At 37.8% G+C, this 18,181-nt stretch carries 17 protein-coding genes and 2 pseudogenes; 5 read left to right on the top strand and 14 right to left on the bottom strand.

Annotation, left to right across the window (positions count from 1 at the left end; translation table 11 throughout):
* Genes recN through nusB form a run of 9 tightly spaced genes read right to left on the bottom strand, consistent with a single transcriptional unit; the run spans window position 1 to window position 8,400 of the window.
* Window positions 1-1,650: a DNA repair protein RecN gene (gene recN / locus SBH76_RS01490; RefSeq protein WP_317976535.1), complete on the bottom strand. Its 1,650-nt coding sequence runs from the start codon at window positions 1,648-1,650 to the stop codon at window positions 1-3.
* A gap of 40 nt (window positions 1,651-1,690) precedes the next feature.
* Entirely contained in the window at window positions 1,691-2,146 is a 456-nt protein-coding gene (gene argR / locus SBH76_RS01485; RefSeq protein WP_007592901.1) for an arginine repressor, read from the bottom strand.
* A gap of 1 nt (window position 2,147) precedes the next feature.
* Window positions 2,148-2,972 carry an NAD(+)/NADH kinase gene (locus SBH76_RS01480; RefSeq protein WP_317976534.1) on the bottom strand — a complete coding sequence of 275 codons (825 nt, stop codon included), beginning with the start codon at window positions 2,970-2,972 and terminating at the stop codon, window positions 2,148-2,150.
* A 17-nt stretch (window positions 2,973-2,989) separates the two neighbouring features.
* A complete protein-coding gene (locus SBH76_RS01475) occupies window positions 2,990-3,781 on the bottom strand; it encodes a TlyA family RNA methyltransferase (protein ID WP_315085624.1) in 792 nt (263 codons plus the stop codon).
* Window positions 3,771-5,648, bottom strand: coding sequence for a 1-deoxy-D-xylulose-5-phosphate synthase (dxs, locus tag SBH76_RS01470; protein ID WP_317976533.1), 1,878 nt, complete (start codon window positions 5,646-5,648; stop codon window positions 3,771-3,773). Before dxs ends, SBH76_RS01475 begins: the two co-directional genes overlap by 11 nt.
* Window positions 5,649-5,656: 8 nt before the next feature.
* On the bottom strand, window positions 5,657-6,547 hold the full coding sequence (locus SBH76_RS01465) for a polyprenyl synthetase family protein (protein WP_317976532.1): 891 nt from the start codon (window positions 6,545-6,547) through the stop codon (window positions 5,657-5,659).
* Window positions 6,540-6,752, bottom strand: coding sequence for an exodeoxyribonuclease VII small subunit (gene xseB / locus SBH76_RS01460; protein WP_007592906.1), 213 nt, complete (start codon window positions 6,750-6,752; stop codon window positions 6,540-6,542). Before xseB ends, SBH76_RS01465 begins: the two co-directional genes overlap by 8 nt.
* A 13-nt stretch (window positions 6,753-6,765) precedes the next feature.
* Window positions 6,766-7,944, bottom strand: coding sequence for an exodeoxyribonuclease VII large subunit (gene xseA / locus SBH76_RS01455; RefSeq protein ID WP_317976530.1), 1,179 nt, complete (start codon window positions 7,942-7,944; stop codon window positions 6,766-6,768).
* An 18-nt stretch (window positions 7,945-7,962) separates the two neighbouring features.
* Entirely contained in the window at window positions 7,963-8,400 is a 438-nt protein-coding gene (nusB, locus tag SBH76_RS01450) for a transcription antitermination factor NusB (protein ID WP_009664112.1), read from the bottom strand.
* A 137-nt stretch (window positions 8,401-8,537) separates the two neighbouring features.
* Here nusB and SBH76_RS01445 point away from each other — a divergent pair, with 137 nt between their 5' ends.
* The 4 genes and pseudogenes from SBH76_RS01445 (at window position 8,538) to SBH76_RS01435 (ending at window position 10,760) form a co-directional block, all read left to right on the top strand.
* Window positions 8,538-9,212, top strand: coding sequence for an MgtC/SapB family protein (locus tag SBH76_RS01445; protein WP_317976529.1), 675 nt, complete (start codon window positions 8,538-8,540; stop codon window positions 9,210-9,212).
* Window positions 9,213-9,282: 70 nt separating this feature from the next.
* Window positions 9,283-10,275, top strand: coding sequence for an N-acetylmuramoyl-L-alanine amidase family protein (locus tag SBH76_RS01440; protein ID WP_317976528.1), 993 nt, complete (start codon window positions 9,283-9,285; stop codon window positions 10,273-10,275).
* An 82-nt stretch (window positions 10,276-10,357) separates the two neighbouring features.
* Window positions 10,358-10,555, top strand: a pseudogene (locus SBH76_RS13885) (IS1634 family transposase); the annotation flags it as partial.
* 31 nt (window positions 10,556-10,586) lie between these two features.
* Complete coding sequence (locus tag SBH76_RS01435) at window positions 10,587-10,760, top strand: hypothetical protein (RefSeq protein WP_317976527.1); 174 nt, start codon at window positions 10,587-10,589, stop codon at window positions 10,758-10,760.
* A 477-nt stretch (window positions 10,761-11,237) separates the two neighbouring features.
* Here the strand turns inward: SBH76_RS01435 and SBH76_RS01430 are convergent, their stop codons facing one another.
* From SBH76_RS01430 to SBH76_RS01420, 3 genes are all read right to left on the bottom strand, one after another.
* Window positions 11,238-13,544, bottom strand: coding sequence for an ABC transporter permease (locus SBH76_RS01430; RefSeq protein ID WP_317976526.1), 2,307 nt, complete (start codon window positions 13,542-13,544; stop codon window positions 11,238-11,240).
* The gene (locus tag SBH76_RS01425; protein WP_432706860.1) at window positions 13,544-14,290 is read right to left on the bottom strand and encodes an ABC transporter ATP-binding protein; all 747 of its coding nucleotides are present in this window, start codon (window positions 14,288-14,290) and stop codon (window positions 13,544-13,546) included. The genes SBH76_RS01430 and SBH76_RS01425 overlap by 1 nt, the downstream gene beginning before the upstream one ends.
* A 328-nt stretch (window positions 14,291-14,618) precedes the next feature.
* Window positions 14,619-15,197: a TetR/AcrR family transcriptional regulator gene (locus tag SBH76_RS01420; RefSeq protein ID WP_317976524.1), complete on the bottom strand. Its 579-nt coding sequence runs from the start codon at window positions 15,195-15,197 to the stop codon at window positions 14,619-14,621.
* Window positions 15,198-15,376: 179 nt separating this feature from the next.
* On the opposite strand from SBH76_RS01420, the pseudogene SBH76_RS01415 reads away from it, so the two are divergent.
* A pseudogene (locus tag SBH76_RS01415) lies at window positions 15,377-16,117 on the top strand (IS1634 family transposase); the annotation flags it as partial.
* Between the two features lie 107 nt (window positions 16,118-16,224).
* Here the strand turns inward: SBH76_RS01415 and SBH76_RS13800 are convergent.
* Both SBH76_RS13800 and SBH76_RS01405 read right to left on the bottom strand, forming a co-directional pair.
* Window positions 16,225-16,509: a DUF4491 family protein gene (locus tag SBH76_RS13800; protein ID WP_084761717.1), complete on the bottom strand. Its 285-nt coding sequence runs from the start codon at window positions 16,507-16,509 to the stop codon at window positions 16,225-16,227.
* Window positions 16,506-18,146 (bottom strand): DUF438 domain-containing protein, encoded by a 1,641-nt coding sequence (locus tag SBH76_RS01405; protein WP_317976522.1) that lies wholly within the window; start codon window positions 18,144-18,146, stop codon window positions 16,506-16,508. Before SBH76_RS01405 ends, SBH76_RS13800 begins: the two co-directional genes overlap by 4 nt.
* Between the last annotated feature and the right edge of the window lie 35 nt (window positions 18,147-18,181).

Here is an 18,181-nt window from a genome sequence, read left to right as displayed (position 1 = left end):
TTATTTCCTTGAGTCCGCTTCCTGTATCATTTCCCTTGCGGTTTTAAGTACAACTTCAGTCAAATTATTTCCGCCGATCAATCTGGCTATCTCTTTTATTTTACCATCCTTATCCAGTAAATCAATATTCGTTTGTGTAGACTTTCCGTCTGTAGACTTTGATATGAACAAATTTTGATCCGCCATTACAGCTATCTGCGGCAAATGTGAAATACAAAGTACCTGATGGGTTTTTGATATATGGCTAAGTTTTTCACCGACTTTTACAGCCGTGTTTCCGCTTATTCCCGTATCTATCTCATCAAATATCAAAGTCTGTATATCATCATTATTTGCAAAAACAGTCTTTAATGCAAGCATTATTCTGGACAGCTCACCGCCGCTTGCAACCATATGTAAAGGTTTTAGAGGTTGCCCCGGATTTGTACTTATCAAAAATTCCACCGCATCAAATCCGTCTCTTGAAATCTTCTCTCTCTTTGTAAATTTGATTTCAAATTCCACTCCGAGGAAGTTTAAATCTTCAAGTTCTTCCTTTATTCTTTTGGCCAATGTAACTGCAACATCTTTTCTTATTTCGCTGATTTTGGTACAGTCTTTTATAATACTCTCTTCAAGTTTTATCGCATTTTCCTTCAGTACAAGTACTTCATCCTCAAAGTCTTTTAAAAATTCAAGTCTCTTTTCTTTTTCTTTTAATAGCTCTTTGATTTTATTATAATCACTTGAATACTTTGATTTTATATGTCTTATTGTATCCAGTCTCTCTATTACCCTGTCATGTTCTTCCTCGTCATATTCAAGATTATCGAGATATCTGCTTGTATAATGCATTGTTTCGGCTATCAAATCTTCAATTGTATTTAAATTTGACAATACAATGTCCAGACTGTCGTCCAATAAGGCAATCTCTGAAACCGACTTGATATTGCTTCCTATATCTTCGTTTTCAAGCTCTTCAAGTAAATCTGAAAGCACATCATTTATCTTTGATATACTCTTTCCCTTTTTAAATACCTGCTCAAGTTCCTCTTCTTCATTAGGCTTTATATTTGCTTTTTTTATTTCGGAGATTTCAAAATCAAGTATATCGATTTCTCTTTTCCTGAGCCTTTCATCTATTCCTTCCTGAATTCTTTGATTTATCTTTTTTAACTCACCGTAATTTTTTGATAAATTCTTCTTTATCTCCATAAGCTTTTCAGGACAAAAAGAATCCAACAGTATCAGATTGTTACCTGCACTTAGAAGTGATTGATGTTCATGCTGTCCGTGAATATCAATCAATGTGTCTGTAATCTCTCTTAACTTGGCAAGAGTTACGGTTTCATCATTGATTCTGCACACACTTCTTGTGGAGCTTATTTTCCTGGTTATTATCAGTAAATCGTCTTCAAAAGATATATCCAATGTTTTCAGTTTTTCTTTTCGCTTCTCATCCAATGTGAAAATAAGTTCTACAATACCCTCATTTTCACCTGTTCTTATAATGTCTTTACTCGTCTTTGCACCCAAAGCAAGATTTATTGAATCTATCAAAATAGATTTTCCCGCACCTGTCTCACCGCTAAGTACACTAAGTCCCTCTTTAAAGTAAATATCCGCTTTTTTTATTAATGCAAGATTTTTTATATGTAATTCTATCAGCATAATTCTCCTTTTTAGATACTACCCTGATACATCGTTATACTTATTCATTCTTATAAACAAGTTTTCTTATTCTTTCCATGACAACCACAGTATCATCTACACTTCTTATGGCGGCCATAATTGTATCATCACCCGCAATACAACCTACTATCTCACTCATCTGCATGGAGTCAAGAGCCGCCGCAGCCGCCATGGCCATACCCGACACGGTCTTTACTACAAGAATATTTTGTGCCATATCCATTGATACAAAGGCTTCTCCAAGTATTCTTACATATTTTTCAGAGATCCCGTCCTGCTTAGGCATCAGAGAATATTTTTGCTTTCCGTTAGCCGTTACCACTTTTGAAAGCTTTAAATCTCTGATATCTCTTGAAACTGTAGCCTGAGTTACTACAAAGCCGCCCTCTTCCAGCTTTTGTGCAAGTTCCTCCTGTGTCTCGATATCATACGAGTTAATGAGTTCCACAATCTTTGAATGTCTTTTTGTTTTCATATCAAATCCTATTCATCTTATTTCTGATGTTGTCCAGAAAACTCCCCTTCTTTAATTTTATCAGTCCGGCATATATTTCCGACTCTCTTAATTCAATCACGTCCTTATTTTCCAGGATCACACTCTCATCGCCGTCCACTACAAGTTCTCTGTTGGACTTTAAATTGTCATTAAATGAAACACGTATTACTTTTGAGGATGAAAGTACTATGCTTCTTTGACTTAGGGCATGAGGACAAATTGCCGTTATCAGCATCATCTTGGAGCTCGGCTCTATGATAGGTCCTCCCGCACTCAAATTGTATGCGGTTGAGCCTGTAGGCGTTGCTACAATTATACCATCAGATGAATATTCATTCAAGAAATCCCCGTCAATATAAACATTACATCTTATAGTTTTTAATCTTTCAAGCCTGGTAATAACGGCTTCATTAAGAGCATTCAAAGTACATATTTCTTTTCCTTCTCTTATAACGGTGGCGGATATCATCATTCTTTTTTCTATGAAATATTCATCATTGATGAGTATATCCACCATATTCTTGACATCACCCGCTTTATTGATACTTGTAAGATAACCCATATGTCCCATATTTATGCCTATTATAGGTATCCCAAGATGTGATATATCTCTTGCAGCCCTTATAAGAGTACCGTCACCACCCAGAGTAATAACACAGTCAACTTTCGGGAAGTCTTTTGTATCAATATAGCCATAGGATTTATAGCATACTCCGCCCTTTGACTTTATTTCATTTTCCAGATTGGACAGTGCTCTTTTTATTCCGTCCTTCTCACTGTTTCCAACAAGAAAAAAACTTTTCATGCTTCCTCCACGTTCTCTTATAAGCTCTCATGAGCGGTATTTACTACCGCCTCTATATCTATATTACTCTCTTCTTTTTTATTCTTTACGAGATGATAAAGGTACTCAATATTTCCCTCAGGACCCTTTACAGGTGAAAATTCAAGTTCTTCCACAGAGAAATTATTTTCTCTTGCATACTGAAAACAATTTTCTATGACTTCTATATGTGTGGACTTTTCTCTGACCACACCTTTTTTACCCACCTTTTCTCTTCCGGCCTCAAACTGTGGCTTTATAAGTGCGACAATCTCACCGTTTTCTTTCAAAAGATTGTAAGCTGCCGGTAAAACTTTTGACAATGAGATAAAAGATACATCTATACTTGCAAAATCTATCTCCTCACCTATATCCTCAGGTTTTACATATCTTATATTCGTCTTTTCCATGACTACTACTCTTTCGTCATTTCTAAGTTTCCATGCAAGCTGTCCATGTCCTACATCCACGGCATATACCTTTGTTGCGCCGTTTTGAAGCATGCAGTCGGTAAAGCCTCCGCTTGATGCTCCTATGTCCATACAGACTTTATTTTCCACACTTACATCAAAGCACTCCATAGCCTTTTCAAGTTTCAGTCCGCCGCGGCTCACATATTTTAATGTACTGCCTCGCACTTCAATATTTACTTCCTCGGCAAATGTCTGTCCGGCTTTATCTTCCTTTTGTCCGTCAACATATACAATGCCCGACATTATTATGGCCTTTGCTTTTTCTCTGCTTTCGGCAAGACCACGCTTTACCAAAAGTATATCCAATCTATCTTTCATTTTTCATCATCTCATATTTGTCTAAAACTTTTTTCAGTATGGAATCTGAATCTATCTCAAGTTTTTCTCTTAAAAGACTCACATCTCCATGCTCCACATATCCGTCAGGCAGTGCAATATTTAAAACTTCCACATTCCTATGATTTTCATGAATATATGCTTTCACTTTTTCACCCATTGAACCGTTTATCACATTCTCTTCCATGGTAACGATAAGTTTATGGTCTTTACATAATTTATCCACCAAATCGAAATCTATTGGCTTAAAGAATCTGGCATTTGCAATGGATACATTCAAATCATTTGCCTTCAGCTTTTCCCTGAGATTTTTTGCAGTACTTACCATGCTTCCTATTGCAAGCAGGGCTATATCGCTTTCTTCAAAAAGCATCTCACCCTTTCCAAACTCTATAGGCGTTTCAAACTCATTTAAACTGTCATATGCGATACCTCTCGGGTACCTTATAGCTACGGGTCCGTTATAATTTATCGCAAACTCAAGACATGCTTCCAACTCTCCTGCGTTCTTTGGTGCAAGTAAAGTCATATTCGGAATACAGCTAAGGAATGACACGTCAAATATTCCCTGATGTGTTTCTCCGTCAGCGCCTACGAGTCCCGCTCTGTCGATTGCAAATACCACATGAAGATTTTGTAAGCATACATCATGCACTATCTGATCAAATCCTCTTTGCAAAAATGAGGAATATACACAAACAACAGGTATAAGTCCTGATGCTGCAAGTCCTGCCGCAGATGTTATGGCATGCTGCTCAGCTATACCCACATCAATAAATCTTTTCGGAAATTTATTTTTAAAATCCAAAAGTCCACAGCCTTCCGGCATTGCGGCGGTTATTGCAACAATATCTTTATTCTCACTTGCAAGCTCCACTATTTTTTTAGAAAAAACATCCGTATATGTTGGCTTTTTGCTTCCGGACTTTGCATTACCGCTTGCAATATCAAATGCACCTATTCCGTGGAAATTTTCAGGATGATTTTCCGCCGGTGAATATCCCTTTCCCTTTTTGGTAAGTACATGTACAAGTACAGGTCCTTCCACCTTTTTTGCCTCTTCAAAGACTTTTAAAAGTGCGGTAATATTATGTCCGTCTACAGGTCCCAGATAAGTAACACCCATATTTTCAAACAACATTCCCGGTATCAATATCTGCTTTATGCCGTTTTTTGTTTGTCTAAGGCTGTCTATCATAGGCTTTCCGATATATGGCAAACGTTCCAGTGAATTTACAACTCTCTTTTTTAGATTATTGTATCCGTCACCGGTTCTGATATTGTTGAGGTAATCATTCATACCTCCGACATTTTTTGAAATGGACATCTCATTGTCATTTAAGACCATGATAAAGTTTTTCTTTATCTGAGCCGCATTATTTAGAGCTTCATAAGCCATACCGCCTGTAAGAGCACCGTCTCCTATTACTGATATAACTCTGTAGTTTTCTCCCTTTATATCTCTTCCGAATGCCATTCCAAGTCCCGCAGACAGGCTTGTTGAAGAATGTCCGGTATTAAAGACATCAAATTTTGACTCACTGGTCTTTGGAAATCCTGCTATTCCTCCGAATTTTCTCAGATTATCAAAGGCATTTTTTCTTCCGCTAAGTATTTTATGAGTATAAGACTGATGTCCTACATCCCATATTATCTTGTCTTTAGGCAGATCAAATGCAATATGCATAGCCATGGTGAGCTCCACAACTCCAAGATTGCTTGCCAAATGTCCGCCTGTTATACTTATTTTTTCAATAAGAAAATCTCTTATCTCTCTTGCTAATATATCTAAATCTTTTTTCTTTAATTTCTTTATATCACTTGGCTTTTCAATATTTTCAAGTATCATATTTCTTCTTATGAAGTTCTATTTACCATCATATCAATGATTTCAAAAATAGAGTTCATATTTCCCCTTACTTCTTTCAAGCATTTCTTAGCATCAGCACTAAGTGATTCAACTCTTCTTAAGCTTTCATCAATACCGACTATATTTACATATGTTGTCTTTTCATTTTTTTCATCAGAATGTGTAGGTTTTCCAAGCTCCTTTTCATCAGCTACTATATCAAGATAATCATCTCTTATCTGGAACGCTTCACCTATATAGCTTCCGGCTTTTTCAAGCATTTTGATTTCTTCATCATTTGCTCCTGCAAGTATGCCTCCGATAACAAAGGATGCCTGTAATAATGCTCCTGTCTTTAATGAGTAAGTATATCTCATAACATCTTCACTCATCTTTTTACCGCAGTATTCCACATCCACACATTGTCCGCCTATCATGCCGAAACCTCCGGTGGCTTTTGCCAATGTGTACAATGCTTTTGACATTCTTCTTAACATAATAATATCTTCAACATCCTGCATTTTCTCTGATATGATTTCAAACGCCTGTACACAGAGCATATCTCCTGCAAGTATTGCCATATCCTCACCATGGCTTACCCATGTAGTAGGCTTACCTCTTCTTAATTTGTCATTATCCATTGCCGGAAGGTCATCATGAATCAAAGAAAATGTGTGAATCATCTCTATTGCAGCCAAGAAAGGTGCAATCACTCCTTCATCACATTCCGCCCCCGCAACGGCCTTATAAGTTTCAAACATTATAAGAGGTCTAAGTCTCTTACCACCGTTTTTGATTGCTTCATTTGAGGCCGTGATTACCTTTTTATTTAAATCATCTTCGCTGAAAAAAAATGACTCTATTATATCTTCTATTTTCTTTAAATTGTCCTTATTCATCTTTTGTATCCCCCGACAGTATCTCCATCTGTCTCTCTACATGAGCTATTCCCTCACTAGCCTGTTTTACCAGCTTTATACCCTCTTCATAAAGTACAAATGCCTCTTCAAGTGTAGTCTGCGGCTCTTCAAGTTTTGCTATTACATTTTCTATGTTTACCAGATTTTCCTCTATACCAAGCTTTTTTTCTTCTTTTTTCGGCATATTTCTCCCTCTATTATAAAACCTTTGCTCTTACCTTGCCATCGGAAAAATATATATTTAATTCATCTTCAGGCTTTACGCTTTTGGCACTTAAAACTTTATTGTTTTTATTATCACTTATATATGCATAACCGCCCGACAATCTTTTCAGAGGTGATACTGTATCAAGCCTCTTACTTAAGTTTGCCAGTTCTATCTTTTTATTTTCCAAATTGTTTTTAAAAGTATTTTGTAATATCTTTGCAAAGTTTTCCAGTCTTTGCTTTTGTTCTCTTATACGTATCTGCGGACTTAGAGTATTCAGCTTTATAAGAAGCATGTCCAAATCTCTTTTTGCATAATCTATCTTTCTTTCAACTTGCTCTGTAAGCTTTCTATTATAGACGTCCAATGTATACATATAGTCGTTATAGATAAAGTTTGCAATCTCCGCCGCCGCACTTGGTGTAGGAGCTCTCAAATCCGCCACAAAGTCTGCTATTGTAAAATCGGTTTCATGTCCAACGGCACTTATTATAGGTGTTTTGGCATTAAAAATAGTTTTTGCAAGTTCTTCATCATTAAAGCAGTACAAATCCTCTATAGAGCCTCCACCCCTTCCCACTATCAAAACATCCAGATTCATTTTATCAAGTTTTTTTATAGCGGAAATGATGCTTTTCGGTGCGGAATCACCCTGTACAAGGCATGGTGCCAAAACTATTCTGACATAGGGATTTCTTCTGTAACTTACATTTTGTATATCATTTATTACGGCTCCGGTCTGAGCTGTTGCCACACCTATACTCTGTACAAACTTAGGTATTTCTTTTTTATATCTTTGATCAAACATCCCCATATCTTCAAGCTTTTCTTTAAGCTGAAGATATTTTTCATATAAATCACCTTTTCCGGCTTCCTCTATCTTATTTGCATAGAGCTGATATCTGCCCTCTTTTTCATAGCAGGATATAGTACCTGTAACGACAACCTTTTGCCCTCTTTTCATATCAAAAGAGAGACCTCCTCTCTGACCGGCAAACATAACCGCAGATAAGGTCCCTCCTTCATCCTTTATGGTAAAATATATATGATTAGAGTTAGCATATGTGCAATTGCTTACTTCTCCTTCTACTGATATCTTATTTAGTACAAAGTCCTGCATAAACATGTTTTTTATATATGCATTCACTTTTGATACGGAATAAACCATATATCCTCCGGGTCTTTACTACTCTACTTCCACCTTTGACAATATAGCATTTACAAATGAATAAGACTCATCTCTACCGAATGTCTTTGCAAGCTCTACCGCCTCATTTATCGCTACGCTTACAGGTATATCACTGTCGTATTTCATTTCAGCTATGGCAAGTCTCAAAATATTTCTTTCAACTCGTCCTATTCTCTCAAGCTTCCAGCCCTGTGACAAATCGCTTATTATTTTGTCAATCTCAGGACGTCTTTCAATTACAAGCATTGCCTTTGACTTTATATATTCTATATCCCCATCACTGTAATTTGCATCATGAATAAGTGTATCTTCTTCATCTTCTAAAGACGGTGATTCAAAATAATTATCTATTTGGATCTCCACCTCTTCTTCCGGATAAAAATCTAAAACAAATAATATTTTAAAACAATGTTCTCTTAGCAAATGCCTTGTCATATGATCCTCCATATTGTCTACATTAATCCTATAATTATAGCTTATACAAAGGTTAAAAGCAAATTAATTTATATTGATATTTACCTTATCAGATATTAAATATATAATAGGCACATTAAATATTTTAAGGAGTGTGTATGCCAAGGGAATTAAATTTTTATTCTATGATAATTCGCATTATACTGTCCGTTTTGATAGGCGGAATATTGGGCTTTGATCGTGAAAGAAAAAACAGGCCGGCAGGCTTTAGAACATATATATTGGTTTGTCTTGGTTCAACCCTTGTTATGATGACAAATCAATATGTATTCCAAGTGTTTAAAAACGGCGATCCTGTAAGACTCGGTGCTCAAGTTGTAAGCGGTGTAGGTTTTTTGGGTGCAGGAACAATAATACTTACCGGTCGTAATCAAGTCAAAGGTATTACCACAGCTGCAGGTATATGGGCTGCCGCCTGCTGCGGTCTGACTATAGGAATAGGGTTTTATGAAGGCGCTATAGCAGGCGGAGTGGCTATTTTTATTGTAATGGCATTGCTTCAAAATTTGGACGGATTTTTAAGAAAAGACTCAACCTCTGTCGAATTATATATAGAATACGACAGAAAAATACCTTTAAGTATTTTCTTAAGCAATATCAGGCAAAATGACTTGGATATAGTCGAGCTTGAATTGACAAAAAATAATTTGATACCCGATACCTGCGGTGCGGCCACAATTACAATACAGGGTAAGCAAAAGAACAGCCGAGATATTATATTAAGTCTTGTAAAAAATACTCAGGGAATTATTTTTTTCATGGAATTATATTAAAATATATGTTGAAATGCTATTTTTAAATAGCTATAATACCCTAAGTAAATGTTTTAGAGTTTGGAGGAATATGAAGAGGATTATACCGTTCTTATTACTATCATTAGGTATAGGTAGTAGTTTTTTAATAACAGGCTGCGAAAATAAGTCTTCCGGTGAAGAGGGCAGCCTTACAGCCGTAGACAATTCGGTTAAGACAGGTGTCGTAAGGGAATTAATCAGTTCTACAGATATCGGAGATGTTTATAACAGTATCGGTGTCGACTATGAAAATGAATATGATGTGGATTCCATTGAAAAGAAAATGACAGGCCTTGCAATGGCAAATGCCGGTACGGATTCCGCTGACGGATTGACTAAGCATCTTATTGTCGCTCCCACAGAGATGGATATGGAATTATTGTTTGACGTTGATACAAGTGCAATATTTTTAGAAGGCGGTATTTATACCAATGTAAGCCAATTTGCTGTATGGAGTTCGGAGGACCCCGATATTGCAGATGTTTATCAAGGTGAGGTACATGCTAAAAAGGTCGGTGAGACCAATATCAATGTTACATACAGAGATATAACCAAATCTATCCATGTGAATGTCGTTGAGAAAACAAATTGGGAAGAAAAGGACGGATATTGGTATTATTATGATGCCAACGGCAAAAAAACCACAGGTTGGAAGGTAATAGACGGCAACTGGTATTATTTAAGCAATAACGGTTCAATGCTTACCGGTTGGCAGAAGATAAAAGACGGTTACTACTATTTCCACTCAAACGGTACTATGGCACAAGGTGAGTGGGCCCAAAATCCTGACAACAACGAGTGGTATTATTTCAATTACAACGGTAAGATGGCTATGCGTAAGTGGATAAAAGACGGAAACAATACTTACTATGTGCATTCAAACGGTACTATGGCTACCAATGAATGGGTACCTAATGATGATGGCAGCTGGTACTATATGCTTCTTGACGGCAAGATGGCCAGAGACCGCTCCATTGATATAAAGGGTGTCAGCTATCAATTTGATAAAGAAGGCAAATGCCTAAACCCTGAAGGAAACTAAAATATATTTAATTTATAACAGCTTTTATTTTACAATCCTTTTTAATATACTTAGAATTGTAAAATTTAAAAGCTGTTATTTGATTTTATCGGAAGATGAACTTCTGAAGGTTTGCGGAGATCTTACTCCGCTGGAGTGGGCAAAGCAGTACGCTACCAAACGCTCCGCAGAAGAAAAAGCTTCAAAAAAAGACATTATACTTAAGTATTCCTCTTCGACCTTGATTAAGAAAGAAAGCTGCCGTAGCGTAAACGTAGGCTACCTCTTTCTGAAGGACATCAGAAAAACGTCCGAACGATCCCAAGCGTTTTATGCGTCAGAATCACTGTACTTCTGACGGCGAGATTGCAGATAAAATGATCCCTTCGATATATGAAGATGTTGCCACGGAAGAGGAACGTTGTGACGGTTTCTATGCCGTATGCACAAACCTGGAAGATGACGTGGCAACGATTATAAGTATTAAAGAAAACAAGAGCTCATAAATGGCGCAATTACGCTGTTTATGGGCTCTTGACTCTTTCGCAACTGTCAAAGACGGGAGTATCATATTTACTATGTAATACACATAGTATTGCTTATTGTTTTTAAGAATAAGTATTCCGTTTTATTCATTCTTTCTATTTCTCCGATATTTAAGTTTTCAAAAAAAGACTCTTCTTCCACGTCTTCCCGTAAAGAAGTGATTTCAGAACTTGATATCAGCGAGGCGGATCTTACTGCTTCAGGAGATGTAGTGATGGAATAAGATGACAGATTGATTAATTGGAAGGTTTTTATTGACTCCACTTTCCACTTACATTACGAAATACAGCTAAGTGACATGGGATTGGAAAGAATTTATTCTGCCCAAACGCAGGGAACCAGGAGACAAAAGATTTATGCAGTTAACCCGGTGCGGTAATCTTGCACCGGATTTTAAATATCCGCAGACGGCGGTTATTTTTTCTTAAGACAACATTTTATTCGACCGACTTCAACGATTCGACCATATCTATATGTGCTGTTAACCTGCATACCATAAGCTGGATTAAAAGAGAGCAGCCTACGACGATTAATGAAACAATTATATATGATATCAATCGTAAATGAGGTGAATATGAAATCATGGTTGTTGAGACTGTTCTGACATATAGTCCAAGAAAATACCATCCAGCAATCGAGCCAATTATCCACCCTGTCACCATGGGAATCAGGCTGCTTTTAAAGATAAGACTCTTTATATCTGTATTGTAGCTACCGAGAACACGAAGTGTGGCATATTCTCTGTATTTTTCTGTAAAGTTCAATAATCCGAGATTATACTGGATCACAACACTTAGAAGAATGGCTGCAGCAATCAGAAGTATGATTACTCCCTGAACGCTGTCCAGCAATTCCTCGGACTCACTGTATTGTTTCTTCAATTTGACTGAATCTTTGATAACAGACATCTGCTTCACATCGTCCAGATTCATGTTGTCATCTGCCAATAATGCGCTAGCTGTAAATGTATTGCCAAGCGATTCCCAGTATGACTGCGACATAAATATTCCCTGAGGGCTGTTTATATCTGCTATCTGGGAGACCTTCAGATAATTTCTCTTTCCCGCTATAAGTACGCTGATAAATCCGTTTTCTTTCACATTCAGATCTCTGGCTGAAGAACTGGATAGAATTATTCCATCTACAGGTAGTCCCAGCACATTTCCATCAGTATCATATGTCGTGAAAAAATAACCCTGACCAATAATAAACAGCCTTTCAGAATGAACAGACATTGAACTTCTTGCCTCACATGACTGTTCGCTTACCCACTGACAGTCGCCTGACAGAAGAGATTCTATTTTTTTGACTTCATCCTCTGTTGGAGACATACTGAGATTTAACTTTTCATAATAAGTGTATTGCCTGCCATAAATCTCACTGTTTACAATGTTGATAGTGTCTTTTAATCCGAAGCTTGCCATCAGAAGTATCATGCTCCCTAAAACGCCTACAATTCCTATTGCTGTACGAATTTTGTTCTGTCCTGCATCTCGGATGATCCACCTCCAGTCAAAGCTCAGTCTGTTCCACAGAACTTTAAAATGTTCAGCAAAGACCTTTTTCTGACTCTGCCTGCCAGAATCACGGAGCAAATCAGTCGGTGTCTCAACTACGATAGATCTGCATGAAATCCAGGCAGATAATGTACAGATAGTGATAAGCAGTACAATAAGGATTACTGAATAATACGAATTACGCACCAGCCATTCAGGCATGCTGTAAAACTTTTTCTGCAGAGAAAGAAGGACAGGGGTTACTGTATATGGTGCAAGCTCGTAGCCCAGTAATGCTGCCGGAATGCTGATGACAAGTCCGTAAACAGCATAATGTAGCTGGATCTGAAGAGGATGAAAACCAAGCGCCTTTAATATTCCGATCTGTGTACGCTGCTTCCTGACAATTCTTGTCATAGTTGTGTAAATGGTAAGGAGTGCCAGAAGAAAAAATACGAGTGAAAACATGACAGACATCTTTTTTATCTGCCCGATCTTATTTATGTATGAAGATACAGGTGTGTATTCCGTTCTGTCATAACACATCATATATTTATCATTGAGAATAGTTTTCAGATCTGAGCGCAGTGAATCCACGTCAGTTATATTATCTGTAGTAATTTTTATCTGATTATAGGCTGCATTAGGGACTATCTGAGAAAGAGTATCTGCTGATATGAATCCATAGGTATATTTCGAATGATCTGGCACCATGGATGTAGATGAACCTGTATAGCAGATATACTCAGGGCTGTAGACCAATCCCTTAACTTCTAACTTTTGACTTTTTTCACCGTAGTATATCTGAATCTGGTCACCAACATGGATTTTCTTATTGTCTGCATAATCTTTATCCAGCCAGATGCCGTCTTCTGTTGGCTTATATTCATTTCCGTTAATACATAAAGGCTTTGATATTTTATTGTCTTTATTGGATATAAGACAGATATTGACATTGGAATCGCTATCCAGATATGCGCTTTCTACAGCAGAAAGCTGGGTTTCGTTTATCCCATCAAGCTCTTTGATCTGTCCAATATCATCATTGTCAAATCCGAGACCGCTGATCCAGATATCTGCCAGATTTGAATCCTTAAAATAGGCAGTCTCTTCCTGCTCCATACCGTTCCATACTCCCTCGATACCTGAGTATATCAGCATTCCAAGAGCGCACATGATAAATATCGACAGGAACTGAGATTTCAATCGCCAGATGTCACGAAGCATTTTACGAAACAGTGTACCCATTACCAGTTTACCTCGTCAACCTTCAAAGGTTTTTCATTTTTCTCAGAAAATTCGATCCTACCGTCCTTTAGGTGTATCACTTCATTAGCGCATAGCGCAATAGAAGCATTATGCGTCACTATGATTACGGTTTTGTTATATTTCCTGGCCATATCCGTAAGAAGTTGAAGTACACTCCTTCCTGTAGCGCTGTCCAGAGCCCCTGTTGGCTCATCACAGAGAAGAATGTCAGGATTTTTACATATGGCACGCGCGATAGACAAGCGCTGCATTTCTCCGCCTGAAAGTTCATCAGGAAAATGCTGACATCTATCCTCCAGCCCGACACTACGGATCATTTCCTTTGCGTCAAACGAATGTGACGACATCTTAGCCACAATACTGACATTCTCTAGCGCATTAAGTGATGGTATCAGATTGTAAAACTGGAAAACAAATCCTATCTTTTTCCTTCTGTATTCGGTTAGTTCAAATTCATTGAGCTTTGAAATATCGGTATCTGACACTCGTATGCACCCAGATGAGGCTCTATCCATGCCACCTATAAGATTGAGCATCGTACTCTTTCCAGATCCGCTCGGTCCTAAAATCACAGTGACACTTTCGTCTTCAATGCTGAAGCTAACATGATCAAGTGCCGTTACTTCGCTGTCACCAACATTATATGTCTTTGATACATTCTCAAATGTAACTACTTTCAATATATTCACCTCGCTATGTAAAGAATACAATCTACCACTTAACATAAATTAGAGCATGTTGCCATTGTGTATTTTCGGCAGCATAGATTAGTACTTTCGATATCTGCTTGAATAGGTATTCGTGTATTTTGTGACACCATCTTATAGCCACCTTGAACAAATCTTTCCCATGCTTTACCAGGAAAAGACGGATAAAAACTATTAATAAAATATCGTCCTTTTTCGGGATTAAAATGGAAACGTTCACCATGCTCAGCAATGAAATGAGATATTTGCGTACTTTCTGACTAAAGACCGCCTACTAGCATCGCCTGTTCAATGGCATTTGTTAATTCTGTGTATACGTTATTTCTACTCATTTGCTCTCCTTCTGTTAAGCAAAATTATATAGTTTAAGAATCATTGTCTTGATTGTTGGTAGTTTTTCCTTCAAATAATCGATCTTCTCATCTGGAGAAATTTGATTCATGATATTAAACAATCCTGAAACCAAAAACTCAGTGATAAACTTTGGATCGCTGCAGTTGCATTCTCCATTATCATTTCCAGAAAGTATAAGTTCTGTTACAAGAGGAACCATTTTTTTCCCAACATTGAAAAAAATCCTCTCGTGTGTTATACCTTTTTTCACATTTAGGATTCCCATAAATATGCCAAACTTTTTTTCTGCCGAATCAATAAAAATTTGAAAAATACGATTGATTTTGTCAAAGGTGGTTATATCCTTATCTATCAAATTATTGACAGCATCTATTATCGCGTCTGCATATCTATCTGCCAACTCCTCCATTACTTCATCTTTTGACTTGAAGTAATAATAGAAAAGTCCCTTTGCTACTCCAATTTCATTGACAATATCCTGTACTTGTGTCTGCTCATATCCCTTCTCCTCAAACAGCTTTCCAGCTGTCTCAATGATTTCATTGCGTCTTTCTTCTTTAGTTTTTGCCATATAAATTCTACCTCATATATATTGACTGACTTCAGTCAGCTTTTATTATAATATTTTTTGATTGTTTTGTCAACCTAGATTCCCGGATTTCCAACCTGTAGCAGTCAATATAAGTAGACACGTTCCCATTATTCAGCTCGGTAGTTTGACAGTTAAATAGTTCCAAAATCTCCTCAGGCCTTGAAAAGCCTGACTGCAAGCTCCATCACGTTTACTGTGCACTGGAAATCCTTGCAAAGGAGAATGTTTTTTTCCAGTCTCAACTTTACAAGAATTCCGAAATGGTACTGAATCGACATAAAAGAGTTCTTTACTATGACTGCACTAACTATTACTTCGAGATTGAGGAAGCGGATGACTTCAGAAAATATGGTCATTCCAAAGAAAACCGTCCGAATCCGATTGTACAGATGGGGCTGTTTATGAATGCAGATGGGATTCCTCTCACCTTCTCCCTCTTTAACGGAAATGAGAATGAACAACCTTCGATGAAACCATTGGAGAAAAAGATTCTTTCTGACTTTGGAATGACGAAATTTATTGTTTGTACAGATGCAGGACTATCATCAACTTCAAACCGTGTTTTCAACAACACGCCGAACCGAAAATTTGTTACAACGCAACCAATCAAAAAGCTGAAAGGACATCTCAATGATTACTGTCTTGATGAAGATGGATGGCACCTTATCGGAGATAAAACAGAGTATAAGCTCAGTGAATTAGATGAGATTGAGAACTACGAGAAGACTTTCTATAAAGACCGATGGATTAACGAAGACGGTCTGGAGCAACATCTCGTTGTCACCTTCTCCTTTCTTATTAGAAAAAAGCATAATGAAGAATATGAGGGTGATTTTAGAAGTATAGGGAGAATGAAAAATAATTTTTTATATGTATTAGTGAATAAAATAGAAAATTAAAAAAAGTGGCTGTAAAAATAGAAGCTTGAAACTCTTTTCATGAGTTGTTGCCTAAAGAGAGCTTTCTATCTTTACAGCATCTATAGCTTTATTTTCGTTGTATTGAACTATTTTCTCTTTGGATTTTTCGGGTACCATCCTTTTTCCACTCTTTTTTCCTGCTCATATAATTCATGGATACTCCAAAAGCAGGAAATGCCAAAGATGGCCAAACTTCCGGAGAGGAAAAGAGAAGGGAGAAAAATGCTGGCTATACAAGCGGATAGACCTATTAAGAAAAAAAGCCAGGCTATTTTTTTACTAAAGTAATACTCCGCATACACCACTATGGGATGAAATATCCCTATGCAGAGAAAGCAAACCAATCCTAAGAGTAAACCTTGAAAACTCATAGTTTAAAATACTCCCTAAGCTCTCGAAGCAGAGTGTTAAGATCCACCTCTGCCCGTTCACTCATAATCTTTACCGTGGCTTTCGGCAACATAATACGAGCAAGAGGAGTGTTTAAGGCCTTAAAGCGATCGCTTAATCGGAAAAGGAGAGTCTTTACATTGGGATCTGCTTCCAAAATATCTTTTAACAGAGTGTCTTCGGTGATTTCTGTCAGCTTGCCGGCTGTCAAAGACTCTGTACTTTCTCTATTTTCTTCGTCTCCCAAAGTCCCTGCGTTTTCTTTATTGCCTACATCTTCAGAAGTCTCTGAGTCTTCTCTCTTGTCTTCGTCTTCAGCAGTCTCTTTGCCTTCTCCCTTTTCCTGCTGCTCCCAGGTCAGAAGAGTTTGAGAGCCCTGTAGGGAACGGATATGGGTGCAGTCCTGCATCATTTCCAGCACACCGCGGAACTTTCCCTTTTCATCTCGAACCGCATAGTAAATGATGTAAATAAAGAGGTCCGGCTTGTTGATCCAAAACTCCGCCTTATCCTGTTCTCCGGAACGGAACTTCTTAATGATTTCCTCAACGATATGTACCGAAGCCTTTGGATGACAGTTTTTCACATCTCTTCCGATGACATTTTTACTTCTGGGGAAAACTCTGTGCTTGGTGTCGGTGTAGAAGCAAACCAGTTCATTTTCATCTACATAGGAAAGATCCACAGGCATATGCTGATAAATCAGATTAATCTGTTCCAAGGTAAGTTGACCGGTAGTAACATTCAACTTTTCTTCTTTATTGTTAAAGCCGTATTTTCCCAGAAGACCGGCAAGCTCTTCCGCAAAACCGGGAGCGGAAGAAAGTCCGGATAGGGGAGCACCGGATGTAGAAGCTGAGGCAGAAGATGAAGCCGAAGCTGAATTGCCGGACTTATCTGCCTGCACGCTAATATAGGCAAAACCGATTTCCCGGTCTCCCTCAGCCATATAACGGAACTCTTCTTCATTGATCATTTCCAAGGAGGTAGGGTAGAGGATATTTTCTTCCTTGTCCATCAAATCCCGAACATCAGCCACAAGTTCTGCCTGCTTTCCGATAAATTCCTCTTCCTTATCCTCTAAAAGAAGATTGTAGCACTCTGAAATCTCATCCCGGATAAAGTCATCCAAAGTCCACATGGTGGTGGTAGGGCGGGTAAAGCCTTTCTTTTCCAAAACCGGGTATAATTGATTTTGCTTTCTGGACAAATGAATCTTGAATTTCAACAAGTCTTCATAAAGCTCCAGCCATTGGTTTTTAATGAGAGGGTACTGCACCAAATCCTCAACGGAAAGCAGTAGTTCCTTCATTTTGGCATTTTCCCTACGGTAACAGGAGATGGGATGATTTTCCGGAAGCTCTTGATCCTTTGTGACCAAAACATCCTGGAAGACCTCCAGCATAGCTTGAATATCTTCCTTAATGCACTCATCTTCTGTCTCCTCCACCATTTCCTGCTCGATAATGGCAATTTCATAGGGGGCAAGGTGCTGTACTCTATCTTTAAGGGCTTTTCTTGCTTCTTCCAAAGAAATCTTTCCCTCATCATAGGCGGATTTTATTTCATGGACAATTTCTAACTTCTTACCATCAATATTTTGAAAATTTTCTCTCATAGTTTTCTCCTTCAGGGGATATTCCTATCTGCTAT

Source organism: Lachnoanaerobaculum sanguinis (genome assembly GCF_033242365.1).
GTDB lineage: Bacteria > Bacillota > Clostridia > Lachnospirales > Lachnospiraceae > Lachnoanaerobaculum > Lachnoanaerobaculum sanguinis.
Note: the sequence above shows the minus strand (reverse complement) of the source record. Positions and strands in the feature narration are given on the sequence as shown.